The organism is Leptolyngbya sp. FACHB-1624 (assembly GCF_047649235.1).
GTDB lineage: Bacteria > Cyanobacteriota > Cyanobacteriia > Leptolyngbyales > Leptolyngbyaceae > Leptolyngbya > Leptolyngbya boryana.
Map to the genome: position 1 here is coordinate 3,008,131 of NZ_CP180258.1, position 20,835 is coordinate 3,028,965.

The window sequence follows — 20,835 nt, forward strand, 5'->3', positions numbered from 1 at the left end:
TTTAGATCATTGAGAGAATTACCTTAAGCGGAATCTTGCAGCTTAGCGTGGGGAATTTGAATCGTAAAAGTTGATCCACTGCCTAGTGTACTCTCTACATCAATTGTTCCTTGATGTACATCGAGGCACTTTTTCACGATCGCTAATCCCAATCCCGTGCCTAAAATGCCTCTTGCATTTTTCCCGCGACTAAAGGGATCGTAAAGCTTTTGTTGATCCTCGATTCCAATGCCAATCCCTTCATCTTTGATCTCAAAGATCATGTGTTCAATCTGATCTTTGAACGTGAAATAGATAGTACTGTCGATTGGAGAATATTTAATGGCATTTGAGAGCAAGTTACTGAGGATTGAATAGAGCAATTTCTCATCGACCCAAGCATGAGTTGTACTGCCTTGTTGAATAAATTTAATCGATCGTCGCGATTCACTGAACAATTGAGAATCTTCGATCAGATTGAGACAAAACGTTTGCATCTCCACCCAAGCGGGATGAAATTCTAATTGTCCTGCATCAGCGCGTGCTAACGTTAACATATCGCTCAACAATTGAGTCATCGCTTTAGCCGAGACATGAATGCGATTTAAGTTTTTCAGCTTGATTGGGTCATGCAAGGGTTTTAAGCTTTCTGCTAAAAGTTGGGCTGATCCTAAAATCAAACTCAGCGGAGTGCGAAACTCATGCGACACCATCGAAAAGAACCGAATCTTTAGCTCACTCAGTTCTTTCTGCTGCGCCAAGCTCTGTTGTAACGCTTCTGCGCGTTGACGCTTGACCATCTGTTGATAGAGCAAGGCATAAACTCCTGACAACACGATAAACGTGAATACGGTTCCTAGCACTTCAATCAGCATTCTGCCCTGAAGATTTGTTTGCGATCGCCGCATTTGAGTTTGTAAGAGGTCTTCTTCAGTCGTACGGAGTTGGTGAATGACTTGGCGAATCGCCTCCTGATTTTGTCTAAGCTCAGCGAAGAGAGGATTTTGAGCCGGGTTTGCGTCGGAGCGAGCCTTGAGAGAGCGCTGTAACAATGCGATTCGGGTAGTAATCAGACGTTTTAGAACTTCAACCTGCGATCGTTGATCGGGCGTAGTGGTGAGAACATTCTGCACCTGATCCACTTGATCACTCAGTCTCTTGACTGCCATCTGATACCGCTCTAAATCTTCGCTCGCCTGAAATGAACGATAACGCCAGCGTTCGGACTCTGCTTCTGTCAACGTTGTAGAAATATCAGTGAGAGATTGTAAGACTTCATTGGTTTGTCGCACCTGCTGAGAGCTTTCCATTAACTGAGTGGCATTTTGGTATGACACAAAACTGACAACTCCCATTAAGAGAAAGGCGAATCCCAATCCAGATCGAATCCATTGTCCTTCGAGTGACTTCTTCATCAGCACTCCTTTTAAGCCATCTACAATCGCCACCATTCACAAAATTATGACTAGAACGGCATAATTTAACAAAGTCTGATTACAAGCTCTAATGCGAATTCTAATTGTAGAAGATGATATTCAACTCGCAGAGATGTTGACGGAAGCGTTAACCAACCGTCAATATACCGTGGATGTCGCCCAAGACGGCGAATCTGCTTGGCATTGGATTGAGCTATCGGACTATGATTTGGTGTTATTAGATGTCACCCTGCCTAAAATCGATGGGATTCGATTGTGTCAACAATTACGCGATCGCAATACTGCCATTCCGGTTTTGATGTTAACTGCACGCGATACGATCGCCGACAAAATCATTGGGCTAGATGCGGGAGCCGATGCCTATATGGTAAAGCCCTTTGACCTCGAAGAACTGATGGCTCAAATTCGCGCACTGCTGAGACGGGGCGGTACCCGAATTCGTCCCAAACTCTGTTGGGGGAGCTTGTGCCTTGATCCGACAACCTACGAAGTGATGTATGGAGAGCAACTCCTGACATTAACCCGGAAAGAATATTCGCTGTTAGAACTATTACTAGCTAACGGTCGCAGAGTGTTAAGTAGACCGGGAATTATTGATCGATTGTGGTCGATCGACGAGTCTCCGACCGAAGAAGCCGTAAAAACTCATATCCGAACCTTACGGCAAAAACTCCGAAACGTCGGCGCACCTGATGATTTGATCGAAACTGTCCACGGCTTAGGGTACCGTATGAAGCAACTTGATTGAGAAGCCCCCGAAATCCCCCCGAAATCCCCCCTGTTCTCTAACATCTCCCGTGGTACTAATGAAGTCAGTAGCACTGTTTAAACAGGCTGCGAAGCGCTGTTGTGACGATTCATCTGGTTCTGATTCCTACCGCACCCTAATTCTTGAGGTCGATTCAAAGAATTAGGGTTTTTGCCCTTAAGTTCATCATTCAACAATGATCAAGATTCTTGTTCTAGAAGATAATGTTCTGAGCCAGGATTTATTGTGCAGTTTATTGATTCCAGAAGGCTATGAAGTTGTCTGTGCAGCAGATGGACAATCAGGACTCGCACAAATTCAAGAACAGCATCCAGACCTCGTAATTTCAGACATTGATATGCCTGGAATGAATGGATTAGAAGTGTTACAACAAATTCGATTAAATCACTTAACGGCTAGCCTTCCTGTTATCATCTGTACAAGTGCTGAAGATGAGAGTTGTCGCAGATTAGCAACACAACTCAATGCAATCTATATTACGAAGCCCTTTTATCCGTCCAAACTGCTGAAAATTGTGACAGAGCAACTTCCACAACAGCTATCTAGCTCTCAACAATCGCCTGCCTAGGTTAAGTTCTACAAATTCGTTAGAGTTGTGAGCGGTATTCTTCTGCACTCTTGAGTGAGGAGAGATCGCGATCGATTTTTTATTGTTACTGATCACATCTTAAATTTGACTCGTGACACTACTATTATGACGACAAATACACGCTCTCAAGCTTTGTCTCGCTCGCATTATGAAGCAACGGCTCCAGAAGTCATTGCGCAATTTCAGAGCGATCCTAAAGCTGGGTTATCTTCTACTCAGGTTAGCCAGAATCAACAGCGCTATGGCTTGAATGAGCTAACAGTAAAACCAGGAAAGCCAGCTTGGTTAAGATTTCTACTTCAGTTCAATCAAGCGTTGCTCTACATTCTGATTGTTGCTGGTGCAATTAAAGCATTCTTAGGATCGTGGACGAATGCAGCCGTCATTTGGGGTGTGACGATCATTAATGCCATCATTGGGTTTGTGCAGGAGTCGAAAGCAGAAGGCGCGATCGCGGCTCTTGCCAAAGCAGTCACCACAGAAGCAACGGTGATTCGCAGCGGACAAAAACAGCGTATTCCTTCACAAGAGCTTGTTCCAGGAGATCTAGTCCTCCTCGCTTCAGGCGACAAAGTTCCTGCTGATTTGCGCTTGATTACTACTCGCAACTTACAAATTGATGAATCGGCGCTCACCGGAGAATCTGTTCCGGTTGAAAAACTGACGGAACCCCTGCAACCCCAAACACCGCTGGCAGAACGACAAAATATGGCGTATGCGGGCAGTTTTGTCACGTTTGGACAAGGAAGCGGCATTGTCGTAGCAACGGCAAACGAAACTGAGGTCGGCAAGATCTCGCGATCGCTCGATCAACAAACGGATCTCAGCACTCCTCTAACGCGCAAATTCGCTAAATTTAGCCATACCTTGCTCTACATCATTCTCGCACTGGCAGCACTGACCTTAGCTGTGGGGGTGGGACAAGGACAATCACTAGCGGAAATGTTTGAAGCGGCAGTAGCGTTAGCAGTGAGCGCGATTCCCGAAGGATTGCCTGCGGTAGTAACCGTGACATTAGCGATCGGGGTCAATCGCATGGCGCGGCGACACGCGATCGTGCGAAAACTCCCTGCGGTAGAAACCCTTGGAAGTGCGACTGTGATTTGTTCGGATAAAACCGGAACGCTGACCGAAAACCAAATGACGGTGCAAGCTATCTATGCAGGCGATCAGACTTATTCAGTCAGTGGCACAGGCTATAGTCCCGACGGCGAGATGACTGACTCCACTGGAGCAATCGTGAGTGTGACCAATGCACGTGCTTTACAAGAATGCCTAACTGCCGGACTCGCGTGTAATGACTCCCATCTAGAGGAAGAGAACGATCGTTGGCTTGTGATTGGTGATCCGACCGAAGGCGCATTGATCACGGCTGCGAACAAAGCAGGATTTCATCTGGCTCACATTTCGCAATCCCTGCCTCGCATTGATTCGATTCCGTTCGAGTCGCAATTTCAATACATGGCAACTTTGCATGAGACTGCAACTGAGCACATCATCTATGTAAAAGGCTCCGTCGAAGCCATTCTCAAACGGTGTGAACATACAATCGAGAAGCATCCACTTAATCGTCAACACATTGAACAACAAGTCGAAACAATGGCGCAAGAAGGCTTACGGGTGCTAGCGTTTGCGAAGAAAACTGTATCTAAATCTCAGTCGTCGATCGATCATCATGACCTTGATTCTGGATTGATTTTCTTAGGTTTACAGGGCATGATCGATCCGCCTCGGTCTGAAGTGATCGCGGCTGTTCAGTCCTGCCAGTCTGCGGGTATCCAAGTAAAAATGATCACGGGCGATCATATTACGACTGCGAAAGCGATCGCTCAACGCATCGGACTCCAAAACGCAGGTCATGCCGCTGCGATCGATGGACAGCAACTCGAACGCATGGACGATCGAGAACTCTCTCAGGTTGTAGAAAACAGTGTTGTCTTTGCGCGGGTTGCCCCAGCCCAAAAGTTTCGGCTCGTCGAAGCCTTGCAATCGAAAGGTGAAATTGTTGCCATGACGGGAGACGGCGTGAACGATGCGCCTGCATTGAGAAAAGCAGACATCGGCATTGCGATGGGGGGCGCGGGAACGGATGTAGCGCGGGAAGCCGCAGATATGTTGCTGACTGATGATAACTTTGCGTCGATCGAAGCTGCTGTGGAAGAAGGACGCACCGTTTATCAGAATCTCAAGAAAGCGATCGCGTTTATTCTTCCGGTCAATGGTGGCGAATCGATGACGATTTTGATCAGTGCCTTATTTGCGAGAGCTTTGCCGATTCTATCGCTGCAAGTCTTGTGGCTGAATATGGTGAACTCGATCGCGATGACGGTTCCTCTAGCCTTCGAGCCAAAAACTGAGCGGGTTATGCAACATCCGCCGCGCAATCCGCGTGAACCTTTACTATCAAAAACTCTGATCTACAGAATTTTAGTCATCTCCGTCTTTAACTGGATTTTGATCTTCGGGATGTTTGAATGGGTGCGTCAAAGTACTGGAAATCTGGAACTAGCGCGAACGATGGCAATCCAAGCACTTGTCGCAGGTCGGATTGTTTACTTACTCAGCATTAGCCAATTAGGCAAGACGATCATGGCTAAACTTCGCGGGAAACAACCTATTTCATTCGGTGATACCCGTGCCATACTTTATGGAATTGCTGGAGCTGTGATGTTATAGATTGTCTTTAGCCAATGGAGTGTGATGAATACTCTATTTAAAACAGCTCCCTTAAATCTCACTCAATGGCTCATCTGCTTATTGCCCGCAGTGCCAATGATTCCGGTTGCACTTTTAGCAAATCGCATTGATCCCTTTGATTGAGCCGGAATGTTGCTATCATGGTGGACTCCCAGGCATTTGTACAGAGACATCTGCCATTGCACCCATTCCGAAGCGCAAAGCAACTAAGATAATCAAAAGCACGAGCTTAGAATCGATCGACGATTTGGCAAATTGACTCACTAAGCCGAGGAGACTTCGATTCAGGGTGTGGAGCCGTTGAATGATTCATAAGAACAAAACCTAGCTTATAAAGTCTCGATCGCGGTTTTCAGCTTGGCTCTGACTTGCTCTGCAATTCCCTGTAGATCTGAGTTTTCGATCGCTTGCATTGATGCGATCGGATCAACGGCTGCCACTTCGACCCCTTCAGGCTTTTGTTGGACAACCACATTACAAGGCAGCATAGTTCCAACTTTATCTTCGAGTTGCAGGGCTTGATAAGCAAAAGATGGATGACAAGCTCCTAGGATTTTGTAGGCTGGCATTTCGACATCAAGTTTCTTTTTCAGCGTGTTTTGCACATCGATTTCCGTGAGAACGCCAAATCCTTGCTGCTTCAAACTTTGATTCACTTGATCAATGGCTTGATCAAAAGAGGTATGGAGCATTTTGCTGAAGTAATAACTCATATGAAGTGTTTCTCCGGTTCAGGGTTGGAGTAGAATCGGCTGAATCTCGGGTGTCTGTCCTTAAGACGTTCTATTGGGTTTGGGACGGATACCAAGTCTGATACCACTGCTGCATCTGGTTAATCTCTGCAGTTTGAGTTTTAACAATGGATTCCGCCAAACGCTGAATTTCAGGATGCTGAGAGTTCGTCAGTACCATTTGTGCCATCATGACTGCCATTTGATGATGTGGAATCATCTCTTCGATAAAGGTACGATCGAAGTCTTTGGCATTTTGCAGCGCTACCAAATCTGTGCGCATTCCCATCATGCCTCTATGCCCCATCATTCCCATCCCCCAACCAGGAGAACCCGCTGATCGAGCCAACTGGTTGCTCGGACTCTTGATTCCCATTCCTGGTTGCCATTGCGGAACCGTTGCGCCATACCACTGCTTGTACCAGGTTTGCATCTCCTGAATTTCACGGGTTTGGGTCGTTTTAATCGATCGTGCTAGAGCTTTCAGTTCAGGATGCTGAGCGCGATTCGATGCTAAGTCAGCCATCGCTACAGCATCCTCATGATGCGGAATCATCATCACAATGAAGTGTTGATCGGTTTGTCCCATCATCCGCGGTCTAACGGGAATAGAAGCGGGATTTGCAGAATTCCTTGTTGAATTGGATACGGGATCAGAATTCGAGGAATTCGAGGGGGCTGTGGGTCTAGCCGTCAGCAGAATCAAAGCGGTGATCACACCACCTGCGAGAAGACCTGCAAGACTGTAGAGAATAGGTTGGCGATGAATCATAGTTTCTTCTCCTGAATTCAGAAAATGAAGCGATTCTTATTCTTCAGTCATTGAGAAAAATGAAGCGAAACAATCACTCAATGCTGTTCTTTCAATATATCTGATTGCTGCTGGAGATGATCGAAAGAGATACTAACAGTTGCACTTTTTCTTCTACTCGCGATTCTAGCGATTGAAGTAAAAAGTAGCCACAGTTCTACAGAACAAGTGCTTGAATATCATTGCCAGCAGCAATTATTCCTGGAACGTAGCTACCCTTTGCTGAATTTTGTAGCGGTAAGGTCTTCAAACTTAGACGACTTTGAAGTAACTTGTGTGAGCCTGCTATCATCCGCACAAGCAAGGGTTGTGAGATGATGCAGTGCTCACTTTGTTTACTACAATCTAGCGCGATAACGTTGGTTATACGGGAGTTTGGCAAGGATCATCGCTAACATGCAGGTATCTGTGACTCCAGAAAATACAAGTCCTGCACCAAAAAAACCGCTCAACAGCAAAAACCAAGGAGACACAAATGCACCTAAGAGTGTACCAAGTACCACACCTGATCCAGCCACAATCTGTACTTGGCGCATCAGACTAATGGGTGCTGCGCGATCGATTTGAGTCGGATAGCCCGTCTCTTTCCAAGCAACGAGTCCATCAGCAAGATGAGTGACGTCCTCGAAACCTACATCCAATAGTTTTTGAGCAGCGATCGCGGATCGATTTCCCGATCGACAATACAAGACAATGTTTTTATCTTGCTGCTGTGGAATGCTAGCTGGATCAAAGCGAGAAAGCGAAACAAGTGTTGCGCCAAGAATATGTTCTCCAGCGTACTCTCCGGGTTCTCGCACATCAATCAGCGTGACTGTATCTTGGTCGATGGCTTGTTTCAAAGTTTGAGCATCGATCGTCTTTAATTCTTTCAATCGCATCATCGTCATGGTATCTCTTCTGTGAATCATTGTGTAAACTAAACTGTGATCAAGTTGCCGCAGCGTTCGTTTGCAGGGACGGCTTCCATCATCTTTTTCGGATTGGGCAAATTGAGGCTGTTCATCAATTCAATAAAGTCATTGCGGCTGCGTCCGCTGAATCGGGGATTCCATTGTTTCTCTTCAGCGATCGTAGAAACTGTGTGTCCTCGATAGTCATGTCCAGGATAAACAAGCGTTGCTTCTGGTAGAGTGAACAAGCGTTCTGTCACAGAATCGTACAAGGTTCCAGCGTCGCCGCTTTGAAAATCAGTCCGTCCACTACCGCGAATAAACAACGCATCTCCAGTGAGCAAATGAGTCCCATTCACTAGATATGCCATATGGCTGTCTGTATGTCCTGGGGTTGCGATCGCTTCAATTTGGACACTGCCGACTTCCAAAACTTCGCGATCTCGAATTTTGCGATCGGCACAAGCGGCATGGGCATTTTCAGGCACAATTCCGCAACAGCCTGTTGCTTCTCGGAGTTTTGCGGTTCCTGTGATGTGATCCGCGTGAATATGCGTTTCGAGACAGAATTTCAGCGTCAAGCCTAATTCATTGAGGATCTGGCGATCGCGTTCCACTTGTTCGAGAACCGGATCGACAAGAACTGCTTCTTTTGTGGTTAGATCAGCAATCAGATATGTGTAAGTACTCGTTTCTGCATCAAAGAGTTGTCGGAATAGCATGAGAGTAAACTCCAAACAAAAGACTTTTGATTCATTATCTTACTATATAGTAATACAGTAAAGTCATAATTGTCTACTTGATTGTTGAACGACTTGTGCGTGAACGCTATTATGAGATTGAGAGAGTTTGAAGCTATGACGATTTTGCGCAAGAACAAAGGCTGCGACGGCTAACAGAAAATAGCCAAACGTCTGTTGTAATCGTCGCGCTGGCACAAATCGGGCGAGATATGCGCCAGGAATTGTGCCGAGGCTCGCTGCCACAATAAACGATCCCATCAATTCCCAATCCAACGGCACTTGCCCCAGATAGCCGAGAAATCCGGCGACCGAGTTTAAGACAATCACGAGCAGTGAAGTTCCGATCGCTTGCTTCATCGGGATGCGACCAAGCAGCACCAACGCAGGCACGATCGCAAATCCGCCTCCAACTCCCACCAGTCCAGTCAAGACTCCAACGCCAATTCCTTCGGTCAACAGCCAGAGCCAACAGTACTTGCAGACAGGCTTTGGATAAAAGTCCAATTCGCTCGCTCGAGTGCGTTTAGCACTCTTCTGAATCATAAATCCTGCTGCCAGCACCATCATCACCGCAAACAAAAGCATTTGAAAGGTTCCAGATACAAAGGGCAGCGCGGCAATTTTCGCTCCCACAAATGCCCCAATCATCGTTGCTCCACCAAACACCAAAGCGGTCTTAAGGCTGACGTTTCCAGCTTTCCAATGCGGAATCACACCGAGTAAGCTGACTGTCCCGACAATCACTAACGTCATCGCGATCGCGGATTTCGGCGCAACACCCATTACATAGACCAGAATAGGCAGCGCTAGCACCGAGCCACCCCCGCCAATCAAGCCCAAGCTGAGTCCAATACCAACAGCGAGAAGATGTCCAATGATCCAAATCATCATTATGCTCCCTTTCCAACTTCGAGCGGATATCCGAATTGTCTCCAAGCACCGATTCCATGCTCGAGTTGAATGACATCCAAAAAACCTGCCTTCAGTAACTTCCGAGCAGCGATCGCAGAGCGATGACCCGAACGACAATAAAGCACAACCCGCTTAGCCGTTTGAGGAATGAGTTGAGCATTGAATCGGGACAAGGGCACAAGAATTGCACCGGGAATATGTTCTTTGTGATATTCAAGGGGTTCACGAACATCAACGAGGATAACGGTGTCTTGATCAAGCTGTTGTTTCAAGGTTTGGGCATCAAGGGTTTGAGAAGGATGAGTGCCAAAAAGGTTCATAGTCAATTCTCCAAATGAGCGTCTCGTTTACAAAGAACGCTTTTTTCACGTGCACATCTATCTCAAGCAGAATCTGAGCAGTGCAAACTAGGAGCAGGCTTACTCTCGATCGCTGAGATTGTTCAGGAAGAAGTCATTAAATCTCGTGAATTCATTATATAACGAATTAGTAGTATAAAAGCAAGAATGTATTGGCGGAAATTTAAGATTTATCAAAGCACACTGAAATTAGGCATTTAATCCCTTTTGCTTCTGCCTCTCAGCAGAAAACAGGTTGTCCCCTTGGATCGAAGAGAGCGCACTCAATCTAAGCGAAAAAATTATGACGCTCTTGTTTGAACAGATTAATTTTGAACAGATTAATTTTGAGAGCTTCGCTCATCTGTTTGACAAGATAGCAATGCCTAGCAATGTTCGATTTCACTTAAGGTCTGCTGACTTTCCAAAACTTGAGATTCTTTATCCTATAATATTGTCATACGGTAATAGATTAAGAATTGATATGGCGAGTCGATCGAAGTTGCAAGCTTCTCCTACAGCATTAGCTCCTGTAGCAGATTACTTTAAAGTATTGTCCGAGACGAGTCGGCTTCAAGTTTTGTGTAGCCTGAGATCGGGAGCTAAGAATGTAAGCGAGATTATTGACGAAACGGGATTAGGGCAAGCCAATGTGTCGAAACATCTGAAGATTCTAGCGCAAGCAGGTCTTGTCTCTCGGCAGCCCCAAGGCGTGAGCGTTTACTACGAAATCACTGATCCGCTAATTTTTGAACTATGTGAGTTGGTGTGCGATCGCTTAGCAATTCGGTTAAAAGAACAATCCCAGCAACTCAAGCAATTAAATCCCTTACGCCAAAAATAAGCGTTGAAAAACTGTTTGTACAGGTTGGTCAAATATTGATCGACGGATTTCGTTTGTGTAGGCGAAACTTTCATCTGCAAGGCTGTGAACTATTCTGATTCACGATTCTAAACTGTTCTCCTATGGATTTTCCGACGAGGAGAAAGATTGAAAAATTCCTGTATAAGGTTTCGCGATCGGGAATGCGTAGCTTCCAGCTTTGCTCGTTTTGAGCTTGAGCGAGATCACTGCTTCAGCCAATTTCACCGCAGCGCTCACTCCATCGATAACCGGAACATTGAGTTCCTGAGTCAGTTGAACTGCAAGATGCGCCATTCCACCACACCCTAAGACGATCGCACCGACTTGATCCACCTTAATGGCTCGATAACACTCTTCTAAAATTGCAGTCTGTGCTTTTGTATCTGTCTCAATGCTCAATACCGGAAGATCGATCGATCGAATGTTCCGACAAAATTGATTCATTCCATATCGATCGACTAAATGCTGAGCAATGATTCGAGTCCGAGCCAACGTAGTCACAATCGAGAATTCTGAAGAGAGCAAGACTGCGGTACGCATTGCAGCCTCTGCGATCCCAATCACAGGACCTCGTGCCAGTTCACGCGCTGCATACAATCCAGGATCACCAAAACAAGCAATCACATAACCATCTGTCCCCTGGGCTTCACCCTTGCGAATTTCATCTAAGACACCGATCACACTCAAAGCCTCATCGTAAAACCCTTCGATCGAAACAGGTCCCATGTCTGGATTGACCGCCACGATTTCTGTTTCTCGACTGGCAATGCTCCGCGCTGTTGCACCAATTTGCTCAGTCATACTCGCACTGGTGTTCGGGTTGATTACTTTAATTTTCATAAATTTGTCGGCTCTGAGTTCCATCAGCTTTTTCGCTGTTGCCGTATCTAAATCTTAGCGACAAAATCTTGAATTGTTTACCTAATTATTGTATACAAGATTTCATACAGCTTTTGTATACAATAATTATGAACTGTCCGTATTGTGGGTCTAGCATGATCCGAAAGAATGGGCATCGGCAGGGCAAACAGAACTATCGATGTAAGGACTGCGATCGGCAATTCATTACGGTTCACACGCGGCGTGGCTACTCAGACGAGGTGAAACAAATCTGCTTGAGAATGTACCACCTCGGCTTAAAACTGCGCGAAATCGAGCGATTGACAGGCATTCGCCACACCACGATTCATTCTTGGGTCAAACAGTCAAAATCTGATGTGATGTCATCGTCTAATAACAAATAGTTCAGCGTAGAGAGGGCGATCGTGATTTCAAAAGATCGACTAGGCTCGCATTGCCATTCAGCGATGCCCGCGCATTCAGTGCGGATTCAATTCCGTCGAGATGACGCATCGCAGCATGAACAGCCGCTTCTTCATCCCCTGATGCAATCTGATCTAAAATCTCGCTGTGTTCATCTTTGGTGCAGATCGGCATACCCTGGACTTCGTAAAAAAATGCCAGGGAAGTTTGCGGGATCAGTTCTTTGAGAAAGCGAGCGAGATACTTGTTTTGGCAAAGATCTGCAAGTTGGATGTGAAACTGAGCAGACAATCGACTTAATCGCGGCACATCTCTCTGTTCACATGCGATGCGTTCTTCTTTCACCAGAGATCGAAGTGCAGCGACCTGTTTACGGGTAATGTTGCGGGTCACATCACGAACGATCGCCGCTTCAGTCAGTCGCCAAGCTTCATAAATTTGTTTTGCCTGATCGAGTGTCAAACTCGCTACAAATGCCCCACGATGCGGCTCCAACTTGACTAACTGATCATGTGCCAACCGCATCAAAACTTGCCGAATAATAGTGCGGCTCACACCGTAATGCTCTGCCAAGAGGTTTTCTCCCAGCTTGGTATCCGGTGGCAAGCGGCGCTCTAAAATCGAGTCGAAAAGCTCAGTGTAGATTAGTTCTTCGGTCGGCTTGGGTTTGGAGCCAGCGGGCAATGGAGCAGTACGCATAAGAAGTTTTCAGAGCAGAAATGTACAATTGTGGGATGCTTCAATCGAGAAGTGAATCGTTCTAAACTCCAATCTACAAGCTCTGCGGACGTAGAAGAGTATTTTGCACCATTGCGATTTTTAATACTATTCCATCCAGTTGTAACATGCCAACCGCATAAGTCCTCAATAAGTGTATACAACTTTTGAAAAATCTGCGCTTTCTTGACGCTTTATTAAGGTCTTGATCCCTATCCCAGTTCAAGATCGGAGAATCTAAAGTTAATTGAAAATTGTAGCGAAAAAGCCAAAAAAATCGATTCAAGCGTATCCGTCAACACTTTTTTGCATCAGCAAATTGGTTACAAGAATCGTATACAATTTTTGCAACTTATCAGTTTGCATGGGTTGTAGAACAGATTCGATGCAATGTCTTGCAATTCTGAGCAGAACTGACTGAGCTTTCACGATTGAGCTAATTTGCCGAACTAACCCGCTGAAAATATCGCAATTCACACCACCGACACAGGGGAAAATCATGACCGTGAACTCTGGGCGTGTCTCCGGGGCACAGAACGCCACTCAACTGACTGGAAATGGTATTCAACAAGCGTTAGCGAGTGTTGCCGCAGGTGTCGGGCTTCGCAACGTCACGAAAAAGTATGGCAGTGTTACTGCTGTCGAAAACATTACACTGGACATTCCTGCTGGAAAGTATTGCTGTTTGCTCGGACCAAGTGGCTGCGGCAAAACTACGGTACTTCGCATGATTGCAGGTCACGAGGAGATTTCGAGCGGCGAGATTTTTATTGGCGATCGACGAGTCAACGACATTCCTGCGGCAAAACGCAGTACGTCGATGATGTTCCAAAGCTATGCGCTGTTTCCACATAAGACCATTTGGCAGAATGTGGACTTTGGGCTAAAAATGCAGAATGTTCCGGAAGCAGAGCGACGAGCGCGAGTCGGAGAAATCTTAGAAATGGTCGGGCTGAGTCATACTAGCGATCGTAAACCGACTCAACTCAGCGGCGGTCAACAACAGCGAATTGCACTGGCTCGAGCCTTAGTGACTCGTCCCCAAGTCTTGATGTTAGATGAGCCGCTGAGCGCGCTCGATGAAAACCTGCGCGTGAAGATGCGAACCGAGTTGCGTAACATTCAAAAGCAGTTCGGACTCACTTTTATTCAAGTGACGCACCATGTTGAAGAAGCATTTGCGCTTTCAGATAGCGTGGTCGTAATGAACCACGGAAAACTCGATCAAGTCGCAGCACCGCAAGAGATCTTTAGCACTCCTGCCTCACAGTTTGTCGCAAAGTTCATGGGCGACAATAACATCTTTACGGGCAAAGTCATTCAATGTGCTCCGGACACCGACGGTACGGATCTCGTGGAACTGGAAATCGAAGGACTAGGATCATTGATGGCAAAAGGCTATTGCGTCCAACCAGGACAGATGGCAGCTTGCTCAGTGCGTCCGGATTTAATGTCGATCGAATCCTCTACCTCATCTGCTCCAACTCCTTACGCAAACCGAGTTTCAGCCCGAATCACTGGAATCGAGATGACCGGATACGTCACGCGCATTTCATTGATGGCAGAAGCAACAGGACAGGAATTGCTTTACAAAGTCCGAACTGAAGATTGGAACAATGAGACATACGCAGAGGGGCAACTGGTCACGCTCCGTTGGTCAGCCGACAACTGTGTGTTTCTGGCTCATTAACACTGTGTGCCTCCTAGCTTTTCGACCTTAAGCTTACTTTTTTCAACATTTACAATTTGAGTGCTATCAACTATGACGAAGATGAGTCGGCGAACTGTAATTCGTTCAGGATTAGCAGCAGGTGCATTGCTTGCAGCCACAAGCTGTAAAAGGCAATCAGCAAGTAGCGGTCCTACTGTCATTACCAATTCGATCAAAGATGTAACGCTGCGCATGATTGGAACAGGTGCAGCCCAAATCAACGACATCAAAGAAAAAGCAGAGCAAGAGTTAGGATTCAAGCTGCAATTACGTGCGCTCAGCACTGAGGAAAACAATCAAATCGCGATTACTCAGCCGAAACAGTATGATATGTTCGACGGCGAGTATTTCAGTCTTCCTTTGGTGTTTCCGTCTGGAAACTTACAGCCGATCGAAGTGAAGCGCATCAAAAACTGGGATAAGATTGTGCCTTACTTCACAACGGGCAAGTTCGATAGCAGTTCACGCGTGAATGACTCTCAAGGAACTGCGCCATTTAAGGTCATGTATGTCAAAGACAAAGACTCCAAGGAATTTTCAACGACTCCAACAGATTGGGCAACTCTGATTCCATTCCAATACAATGCAGATACGCTTGGCTATCGTCCTGATCTCACGGGCAAGAAGATCGAATCTTGGGCAGAACTACTCGATAGCAAGTTTAAGGGTAAAACGGCGCTGTTAGACATTCCCTCGATCGGGATTATGGATGCAGCAATGGTACTCGAAGCTGCTGGCATGATGAAGTTTGGCGATAAAGGCAACATGACCAAAGAGGAACTCGATAAGGTTGCCCAGATGCTCGTGAAGCTGAAGAAAGACGGACAGTTTCGCGCGTTCTGGAAAACGTTCGATGAATCGGTGAATTTGATGTCTTCGGGAGAAGTTGCCCTGCAATCGATGTGGTCGCCTGCAGTTACAGCCGTGAAAGCGAAAGGGATTCAGTGTACTTATGCGCCGTTGAAAGAAGGCTATCGCGGTTGGGGTGGCGGAATCGGGTTGTCTCGCAATCTATCCGGCATCGCGCTCGATGCGGCTTACGAGTACCTGAACTGGATGCTCGATGGCTGGGTGGGTGCGTTCTTGGGTCGTCAAGGTTACTACAGTGCTGCTCCTGAAACTGCGCGGAAATTTATGAAAGCAGAGGAGTGGGACTATTGGTATGAAGGTAAACCCGCTGCGATCGACATTGTTGATCCGTTCGGCAAAAAGATCGACTCAAAAGGTGCAATTCGCGACGGTGGCTCATTCAAAGATCGCTTCTCTAACATTGTTTGCTGGAATTCAGTCATGAAAGAGCAGACTTATCTGGTGCAGAAGTGGAATGAGTTTGTCGCTGCTTAAGTTGTTCTAATTCGCGAGGTCTAATCAGCGTTTGATTACACTTGGCGATTGAGCATTATTGATTCTGTGAGGAGTTTTATTGATGTTTAATTTTCTCAGACATGGGCTGGGACAGGGTTTTGCTGTCTTTTTCTCGATCGCGTTACTCAATCAAGTTGCAACAGCTCAAGAAGGTTCTCAGGCTGTCCAAAGCGAAAATCTTACGAAAGATCTCACCAAAGATCTCACGAAAGTCAGCGATTTAGCTGACTCTACGAATCAGAGTTTCGGGCAAGTCACATCGGTTTCACAGCTTTCTGATGTCAGACCCACGGATTGGGCGTTTCAAGCCTTGCAATCCCTCGTTGAGCGGTATGGCTGTATTGCAGGGTATCCCGACCGTACCTATCGCGGCAATCGTGCACTCACGCGCTATGAATTTGCAGCAGGTCTGAATGCTTGTCTCGATCGCGTCAATGAACTGATTGCGGCTTCAACTGCCGACTTAGTCAAGAAAGAAGACCTTGCAACACTGCAAAAGCTGCAAGAACAATTTGCGGCTGAACTCGCAACGCTCCGAGGTCGCGTAGATTCACTGGAAGCGCGAACCTCAACGATCGAGAAACAGCAATTCTCAACGACGACAAAATTGATTGGAAATGTAGTCTTTGGGGTTGCTGGTGCATTTGGATCAGATAAAGCGGTGAGTTCGAGTGCAGGACTTTCACCGAATCCGCCTGGACAAGCAGGCGCACCCGGAGTTGTTCCCGCGCAACCACGTGTGCCGATCGATGACAATATCATCTTTTCCAATCGCGTTCGACTAGTGCTGACGACCAGCTTTACCGGACGAGATAAGCTCATTACCCGTCTACAAGCCGGAAATACACCGAATCTTGCTCTTGCAACCGGAACCGATTCTGCAAAGCTATCGTTTCAGGAAACCCGAGGCAATCAGGTTGTGATTAACCAGCTTGAGTATCGGTTTCCCTTAGGCGATCGTGGAACAGCATTCATTGAAGCATTTGGATTCTTAGATTTATTTGTTCCGACATTACACCCGCTCGACGGAGACTATGATACGGTTCTGACTGGGTTTAGCTTGCGGAGTCCAATCTACTTCCCCAGTGGCGTAACCGGAGTCGGCTTCAATTACAACATCACTGACACGATCAACATTGGAGGGGGTTACTTAGCAGGAAATCCGACTGCAAACAATCCTTCGAGCGGAGGTGGATTGTTCAACGGACCCTATGGCGCACTGGGTCAAGTCACCTTCCGACCCAATGATAAATTTGCGATCGCGCTAACTTATCTGAATGCTTACGACGACGGTACAGGGAATGCGCCTCCAGGGGGATTCTTTGGCAGTAAAAATGCTGCTTTCCCATTTGGAGCGACTCCGGTAGTGACGAATGGTTTTGGGGTTCAAGCAGAGTATCGGTTTAGTCCAACGTTCAGCATCAATGGCTGGTACTATCGGGCAAATGCAAGCTCCAAAAGTGGCGTGACAGATGGAGCCGATGCAACCATTCAAGCGTGGGCAGTGGCACTGGCATTCCCAGATTTGGGTAAGAAGGGGAATTTAGGAGGCTTGATTGTGGGGATGCCGTCCAAAGCAACCTCGAATGATGTGCAAGGCTTCCGAGATCCGAATACCTCGATTCAAATTGAAGCGTTCTATCGATATATGCTGAACGACAAGATTGGCATCACACCGGGACTAATTGTGATTACCAATCCAGAACACAACAGCGCCAACGACACTGTTTATCTAGGAGTTCTGCGGACGACCTTCAATTTCTAATCGTTTCTCTCACACCATGACTTTAGAGGCAAGACTGCAATCATCGCTAGGATTGCCTCTATTTCTTAAAAATATTCTGATTGCTTATTTAAGCTTGTTGTTACATAGAGGCTCACTGATGCGAACTTGGAATACAACTCGCCCTTATTTATTAGCAGCCCCTCAAACGCTGGTATTGCTGGCATTTCTGGTGTTGCCGATCGCGGCGATCGTGATTGTTAGTTTTTGGGAGTTCAACGGCTATGCCATGACTCCAGCTTTTACGTTAAGTAACTATCTCAGCATTTTCTCAAGTACGACCATCGCAACTTATCTGAACACATTTAAGTTTGCGGCATTGGTTTGGGCGATTTGTCTGCTGATTTGCTATCCCGTTGCTTATTTTCTGTCATTTCATATTAAAAGCACCAAATGGCAAACGATTTGGTTTTTGGTGTGTACAGTTCCGTTTCTCACCTCGAACATTATTCGGATGATTTCGTGGATTCCTTTCCTTGGAAGAGAAGGACTGGTCAACAAGTCTCTTCTTGCCTTACATGTGATTGATCAACCGCTTGAAAAGCTCCTGTTCTCAGACTTCTCAGTCGTACTAGCAATGGTACATCTCTATGCTCTGTTTATGGTTGCGCCTGTGTTTAATAGCATGATGCGAATTGATCGCTCACTTGTTGCTGCGGCAGAAGATTTAGGCGCGTCGCCGTTTCAAATTCAGAAAGAAATTATTTTGCCGTTGAGTGCACCGGGAATTGCGATCGGGACAATTTTCATCGTCACCTTGGTGATGGGAGAATTTGCAACCGTGCGATTGATGGGAGGTGGACAGGTTGCATCGGTTGGGAATCTGATCAAAAACCAGATTGGAAGTTTGCAATATCCATTAGCAGCAGCGAATGCAGTCGTATTGCTCATCGTGACTCTGATGCTCGTCTTTGCCATTCTGCGCGTTGTCGATATTCGTAAGGAGCTTTAGTGATGCAAACTGCTAAAAAACCATTCTCATACTATCTTCTGGCTGGATTTTTTGGATTATTTGTGTTGTTCCTTTATGGTCCAATGTTCGCCGTTTTTATCCTCTCGCTTCAAGGTCCTGAAGGCTCACTCACCTTCCCAATGAAAGGGTTTAGCTTTTATTGGTTAGGACAAGTGTTTCAGCAACAACGAGTCGGAAACTTTGTTGACGCATTTTGGCGATCGCTCTTTTTGGGCTTGCTCGTTTCAATCATCACGGTCACGATTAGTGTGATGTCGGGACTAGCATTTCGCGATCGCTTCAAAGGCTCAACGGCACTGTTTTATTTAGCAATCTCTAGCTTAATTGTTCCGAGCATTCTCATCTCACTCGGAATTGGCATTGTCTTTAGCTTGCTAGATTTAAGTAACGACTGGTACACCTCTGCATTAGGGGGACATCTCACTTGGAGTTTACCGTTTGCTTTCTTGATTATGTTAGGAATCTTTGGGCGATTTAACCCAGCTTACGAAGAAGCGGCACGTGATCTGGGTGCAAGTGAGATGACTACTTTTTGGCAAGTCGTTTTCCCATTGATTGCTTCAAGCGTGATCGGGGTTGGACTCCTTGGATTTACTCTGTCCTATGATGAATTTACTCGAACTTCGCTGATCTCTGGAGAAACGAATACGCTCCCGCTCGAAATCTTTGGGATGACCACAAATGTGACCTCCCCGGCACTCTATGCGCTAGGAACACTCACTACATTGTTCTCGTTTGGGCTGATTGCGATCTCGATTTTTGCAATTCAATTGCTCAGCGATCGACAAACCAAGCCAAAGCAATAAACCGACCTGCGCTTCCAAATCAAATCCCAATAGCAGGCGAGTCCGCATCAGGCGGACTTTGCTTTTAAAGAACTCATTTGAGTTCTTCTTGAGAAGTAAAGCTACCAGAGCAAAATGCTAAATCTTCTTAAATGAGCGGATGATTTGATCAAATGCCGTTTGGTAAGCTGAATCATTATTGCTGTCGCCTATTTTAGCCAATGTGATCAGAGTAATCTCACGATCTGCCGATCGAAAGGCAATATGCTCATGTTCATACAGCCCACTCGACTGAAAAGCCATTCCTGATCGTCCTGCGATCGTCGTCGGTTTAAATTGTTTCGGGGCTGAGAATCGATTGTTTTGCGCTACCCAATTTTGCAAGTCTAGCTGTTTTGGATTCTGATAAACTGCGACTTGGACATTTGCAGGGTATTCTGTTCCACCTTCATAAGCACCCGCTTTGAGTTTTTGATACTGTTGCTGAGTCCAGATTTCAATTGTCGCGATCGTCAATTCTTCAGTGGGTGGAACTTTGGTTTGTGGGTCAACAACAAAATTCTTTTCAGGATAGCGAAACTCGAATCCTAAACGATCGTTGCGATAAACACCTGCTGAAGCAACCTGTGCAGCAGGTGTCGGAGAGTTTTCGGGAGAGTTTTCAATTGTGGATGATTTTGTTTCGCAAGCGATTGTTGTTCCGGCGATTAAACTCAATACAACTGAGCTTAGTATCCATTTTTGAAACGGGTAACAGCGTGTCATAGCTTCTTGCATCAAATAGAGGAATTAAAACTTCAATGTGAAAGCACAGGATTCCAAAAGCTTCGATAAAATCAAAATTAGAGTCGGCTAAATGAAATCACAAAGTCAAAAGTACCGCAATCGTTGAGTCAGTGTTGCATCGTCTGTTAACCCTGAAGCACCCCAAGCGAGAAACAGTAGAAGAGACGACTTCGCTTGCATCGCGATCGTGGTTATCTTCCAACCCTAGTTCTCGGAGAAACTGATGTCACTTCCATTAATTCTGCAACCTGGAGAAGGGCGCTCTGTCCAAATTCGCACTAGCACCTGTACATTTAAAGCGACTGGGCAAGAAACGCATGGGCATTTTGGACTGTTCGAGTTTGTGATGGAAGCGGGAGCGAATGGAGCCAGTCCGCATATTCACAAAGAACTGACTGAGATGTTTTACGTTGTGGAAGGTGAAGTCGAACTGCTTGTAGGTGAACGTCATATCATTGCTGAACCCAAAGCTTTTATCCTCGTCCCTGAAAATACACCGCATGGATTCGCTAACGTGGGGCAGACTCAGGCAACGCTATTAATCTTGTTTTGTCCTGCTGATTCTCGTGAACAATATTTTGAGGGTTTGGCAGAATTAACCAAAGATGGACGACAACCGAGCCAAGAAGAACTTCTAGAATTGATGCAGCGATTTGATCAATATCCGGTTCCACAGTCTGAATAGCGAT

The 20,835-nt window shown here is 46.2% G+C and carries 20 protein-coding genes and 1 pseudogene; 11 read left to right on the forward strand and 10 right to left on the reverse strand.

From position 1 onward, the window contains the following. Window positions 1–23: 23 nt before the first annotated feature. Window positions 24–1,430: an ATP-binding protein gene (locus ACMUEV_RS14030; RefSeq protein ID WP_190647863.1), complete on the reverse strand. Its 1,407-nt coding sequence runs from the start codon at window positions 1,428–1,430 to the stop codon at window positions 24–26. Between the two features lie 55 nt (window positions 1,431–1,485). Between ACMUEV_RS14030 and ACMUEV_RS14035 the strand changes: the two genes are divergently transcribed. The 3 genes and pseudogenes from ACMUEV_RS14035 to ACMUEV_RS14045 all read left to right on the forward strand — a co-directional run bounded on the left by ACMUEV_RS14035 (window position 1,486) and on the right by ACMUEV_RS14045 (window position 5,593). Next, on the forward strand, window positions 1,486–2,163 hold the full coding sequence (locus tag ACMUEV_RS14035) for a response regulator transcription factor (protein WP_017288493.1): 678 nt from the start codon (window positions 1,486–1,488) through the stop codon (window positions 2,161–2,163). A 196-nt stretch (window positions 2,164–2,359) separates the two neighbouring features. After that, entirely contained in the window at window positions 2,360–2,752 is a 393-nt protein-coding gene (locus ACMUEV_RS14040) for a response regulator (RefSeq protein ID WP_190647861.1), read from the forward strand. A 126-nt stretch (window positions 2,753–2,878) separates the two neighbouring features. Then, a pseudogene (locus tag ACMUEV_RS14045) lies at window positions 2,879–5,593 on the forward strand (cation-transporting P-type ATPase). Window positions 5,594–5,799: 206 nt separating this feature from the next. Here the strand turns inward: ACMUEV_RS14045 and ACMUEV_RS14050 are convergent. The 6 genes from ACMUEV_RS14050 to ACMUEV_RS14075 form a co-directional block, all read right to left on the reverse strand. Further along, the gene (locus tag ACMUEV_RS14050) at window positions 5,800–6,183 is read right to left on the reverse strand and encodes a DUF302 domain-containing protein (protein WP_190647860.1); all 384 of its coding nucleotides are present in this window, start codon (window positions 6,181–6,183) and stop codon (window positions 5,800–5,802) included. Window positions 6,184–6,253: 70 nt separating this feature from the next. Next, a complete protein-coding gene (locus ACMUEV_RS14055) occupies window positions 6,254–6,973 on the reverse strand; it encodes a DUF305 domain-containing protein (protein WP_190647858.1) in 720 nt (239 codons plus the stop codon). Window positions 6,974–7,350: 377 nt separating this feature from the next. Further along, complete coding sequence (locus tag ACMUEV_RS14060) at window positions 7,351–7,923, reverse strand: rhodanese-like domain-containing protein (protein ID WP_242044236.1); 573 nt, start codon at window positions 7,921–7,923, stop codon at window positions 7,351–7,353. Window positions 7,924–7,931: 8 nt separating this feature from the next. After that, complete coding sequence (locus ACMUEV_RS14065) at window positions 7,932–8,627, reverse strand: MBL fold metallo-hydrolase (protein ID WP_190647856.1); 696 nt, start codon at window positions 8,625–8,627, stop codon at window positions 7,932–7,934. Between the two features lie 63 nt (window positions 8,628–8,690). Beyond that, window positions 8,691–9,539: a sulfite exporter TauE/SafE family protein gene (locus ACMUEV_RS14070; RefSeq protein ID WP_190647854.1), complete on the reverse strand. Its 849-nt coding sequence runs from the start codon at window positions 9,537–9,539 to the stop codon at window positions 8,691–8,693. Then, window positions 9,539–9,880 carry a rhodanese-like domain-containing protein gene (locus tag ACMUEV_RS14075; RefSeq protein WP_190647852.1) on the reverse strand — a complete coding sequence of 114 codons (342 nt, stop codon included), beginning with the start codon at window positions 9,878–9,880 and terminating at the stop codon, window positions 9,539–9,541. The genes ACMUEV_RS14070 and ACMUEV_RS14075 overlap by 1 nt, the downstream gene beginning before the upstream one ends. Before the next feature lie 502 nt (window positions 9,881–10,382). Here ACMUEV_RS14075 and ACMUEV_RS14080 point away from each other — a divergent pair. After that, window positions 10,383–10,742: an ArsR/SmtB family transcription factor gene (locus tag ACMUEV_RS14080; RefSeq protein ID WP_026148674.1), complete on the forward strand. Its 360-nt coding sequence runs from the start codon at window positions 10,383–10,385 to the stop codon at window positions 10,740–10,742. 120 nt (window positions 10,743–10,862) lie between these two features. Here the strand turns inward: ACMUEV_RS14080 and ACMUEV_RS14085 are convergent, their stop codons facing one another. Further along, complete coding sequence (locus tag ACMUEV_RS14085) at window positions 10,863–11,603, reverse strand: aspartate/glutamate racemase family protein (protein WP_026148673.1); 741 nt, start codon at window positions 11,601–11,603, stop codon at window positions 10,863–10,865. A 128-nt stretch (window positions 11,604–11,731) separates the two neighbouring features. On the opposite strand from ACMUEV_RS14085, the gene ACMUEV_RS14090 reads away from it, so the two are divergent. Further along, complete coding sequence (locus ACMUEV_RS14090; protein WP_036044628.1) at window positions 11,732–12,007, forward strand: transposase-like zinc-binding domain-containing protein; 276 nt, start codon at window positions 11,732–11,734, stop codon at window positions 12,005–12,007. Between the two features lies 1 nt (window position 12,008). On the opposite strand, the gene ACMUEV_RS14095 is transcribed toward ACMUEV_RS14090, so the two are convergent. Then, a complete protein-coding gene (locus tag ACMUEV_RS14095; protein ID WP_190647850.1) occupies window positions 12,009–12,725 on the reverse strand; it encodes a GntR family transcriptional regulator in 717 nt (238 codons plus the stop codon). A gap of 517 nt (window positions 12,726–13,242) precedes the next feature. Here ACMUEV_RS14095 and ACMUEV_RS14100 point away from each other — a divergent pair. The 5 genes from ACMUEV_RS14100 (at window position 13,243) to ACMUEV_RS14120 (ending at window position 19,381) form a co-directional block, all read left to right on the forward strand. Further along, entirely contained in the window at window positions 13,243–14,433 is a 1,191-nt protein-coding gene (locus ACMUEV_RS14100; RefSeq protein WP_190647849.1) for an ABC transporter ATP-binding protein, read from the forward strand. 72 nt (window positions 14,434–14,505) lie between these two features. Continuing rightward, window positions 14,506–15,798, forward strand: a complete 1,293-nt coding sequence (locus ACMUEV_RS14105; RefSeq protein ID WP_017288476.1) for an ABC transporter substrate-binding protein — start codon at window positions 14,506–14,508, stop codon at window positions 15,796–15,798. Between the two features lie 82 nt (window positions 15,799–15,880). Beyond that, window positions 15,881–17,584 (forward strand): iron uptake porin, encoded by a 1,704-nt coding sequence (locus ACMUEV_RS14110; protein ID WP_190647846.1) that lies wholly within the window; start codon window positions 15,881–15,883, stop codon window positions 17,582–17,584. A 118-nt stretch (window positions 17,585–17,702) separates the two neighbouring features. Then, the gene (locus ACMUEV_RS14115) at window positions 17,703–18,554 is read left to right on the forward strand and encodes an ABC transporter permease (RefSeq protein ID WP_036045960.1); all 852 of its coding nucleotides are present in this window, start codon (window positions 17,703–17,705) and stop codon (window positions 18,552–18,554) included. Window positions 18,555–18,556: 2 nt separating this feature from the next. Then, a complete protein-coding gene (locus ACMUEV_RS14120) occupies window positions 18,557–19,381 on the forward strand; it encodes an ABC transporter permease (protein WP_190647845.1) in 825 nt (274 codons plus the stop codon). 117 nt (window positions 19,382–19,498) lie between these two features. Here ACMUEV_RS14120 and ACMUEV_RS14125 read toward each other — a convergent pair whose 3' ends face one another. Beyond that, window positions 19,499–20,125 carry a hypothetical protein gene (locus ACMUEV_RS14125; RefSeq protein WP_190647843.1) on the reverse strand — a complete coding sequence of 209 codons (627 nt, stop codon included), beginning with the start codon at window positions 20,123–20,125 and terminating at the stop codon, window positions 19,499–19,501. Between the two features lie 244 nt (window positions 20,126–20,369). Here ACMUEV_RS14125 and ACMUEV_RS14130 point away from each other — a divergent pair, with 244 nt between their 5' ends. Beyond that, window positions 20,370–20,831, forward strand: a complete 462-nt coding sequence (locus ACMUEV_RS14130) for a cupin domain-containing protein (protein ID WP_190647841.1) — start codon at window positions 20,370–20,372, stop codon at window positions 20,829–20,831. Window positions 20,832–20,835: the final 4 nt, after the last annotated feature.

Coding starts and splice junctions, on each gene's coding strand:
- ACMUEV_RS14030 (WP_190647863.1), bottom strand. CDS start 1,430: ATGGTGGCGATTGTAGATGGCTTAAAAGGAGTGCTGATGAAGAAGTCA.
- ACMUEV_RS14035 (WP_017288493.1), top strand. CDS start 1,486: ATGCGAATTCTAATTGTAGAAGATGATATTCAACTCGCAGAGATGTTG.
- ACMUEV_RS14040 (WP_190647861.1), top strand. CDS start 2,360: ATGATCAAGATTCTTGTTCTAGAAGATAATGTTCTGAGCCAGGATTTA.
- ACMUEV_RS14050 (WP_190647860.1), bottom strand. CDS start 6,183: ATGAGTTATTACTTCAGCAAAATGCTCCATACCTCTTTTGATCAAGCC.
- ACMUEV_RS14055 (WP_190647858.1), bottom strand. CDS start 6,973: ATGATTCATCGCCAACCTATTCTCTACAGTCTTGCAGGTCTTCTCGCA.
- ACMUEV_RS14060 (WP_242044236.1), bottom strand. CDS start 7,923: ATGATTCACAGAAGAGATACCATGACGATGATGCGATTGAAAGAATTA.
- ACMUEV_RS14065 (WP_190647856.1), bottom strand. CDS start 8,627: ATGCTATTCCGACAACTCTTTGATGCAGAAACGAGTACTTACACATAT.
- ACMUEV_RS14070 (WP_190647854.1), bottom strand. CDS start 9,539: ATGATGATTTGGATCATTGGACATCTTCTCGCTGTTGGTATTGGACTC.
- ACMUEV_RS14075 (WP_190647852.1), bottom strand. CDS start 9,880: ATGAACCTTTTTGGCACTCATCCTTCTCAAACCCTTGATGCCCAAACC.
- ACMUEV_RS14080 (WP_026148674.1), top strand. CDS start 10,383: ATGGCGAGTCGATCGAAGTTGCAAGCTTCTCCTACAGCATTAGCTCCT.
- ACMUEV_RS14085 (WP_026148673.1), bottom strand. CDS start 11,603: ATGAAAATTAAAGTAATCAACCCGAACACCAGTGCGAGTATGACTGAG.
- ACMUEV_RS14090 (WP_036044628.1), top strand. CDS start 11,732: ATGAACTGTCCGTATTGTGGGTCTAGCATGATCCGAAAGAATGGGCAT.
- ACMUEV_RS14095 (WP_190647850.1), bottom strand. CDS start 12,725: ATGCGTACTGCTCCATTGCCCGCTGGCTCCAAACCCAAGCCGACCGAA.
- ACMUEV_RS14100 (WP_190647849.1), top strand. CDS start 13,243: ATGACCGTGAACTCTGGGCGTGTCTCCGGGGCACAGAACGCCACTCAA.
- ACMUEV_RS14105 (WP_017288476.1), top strand. CDS start 14,506: ATGACGAAGATGAGTCGGCGAACTGTAATTCGTTCAGGATTAGCAGCA.
- ACMUEV_RS14110 (WP_190647846.1), top strand. CDS start 15,881: ATGTTTAATTTTCTCAGACATGGGCTGGGACAGGGTTTTGCTGTCTTT.
- ACMUEV_RS14115 (WP_036045960.1), top strand. CDS start 17,703: ATGCGAACTTGGAATACAACTCGCCCTTATTTATTAGCAGCCCCTCAA.
- ACMUEV_RS14120 (WP_190647845.1), top strand. CDS start 18,557: ATGCAAACTGCTAAAAAACCATTCTCATACTATCTTCTGGCTGGATTT.
- ACMUEV_RS14125 (WP_190647843.1), bottom strand. CDS start 20,125: ATGACACGCTGTTACCCGTTTCAAAAATGGATACTAAGCTCAGTTGTA.
- ACMUEV_RS14130 (WP_190647841.1), top strand. CDS start 20,370: ATGTCACTTCCATTAATTCTGCAACCTGGAGAAGGGCGCTCTGTCCAA.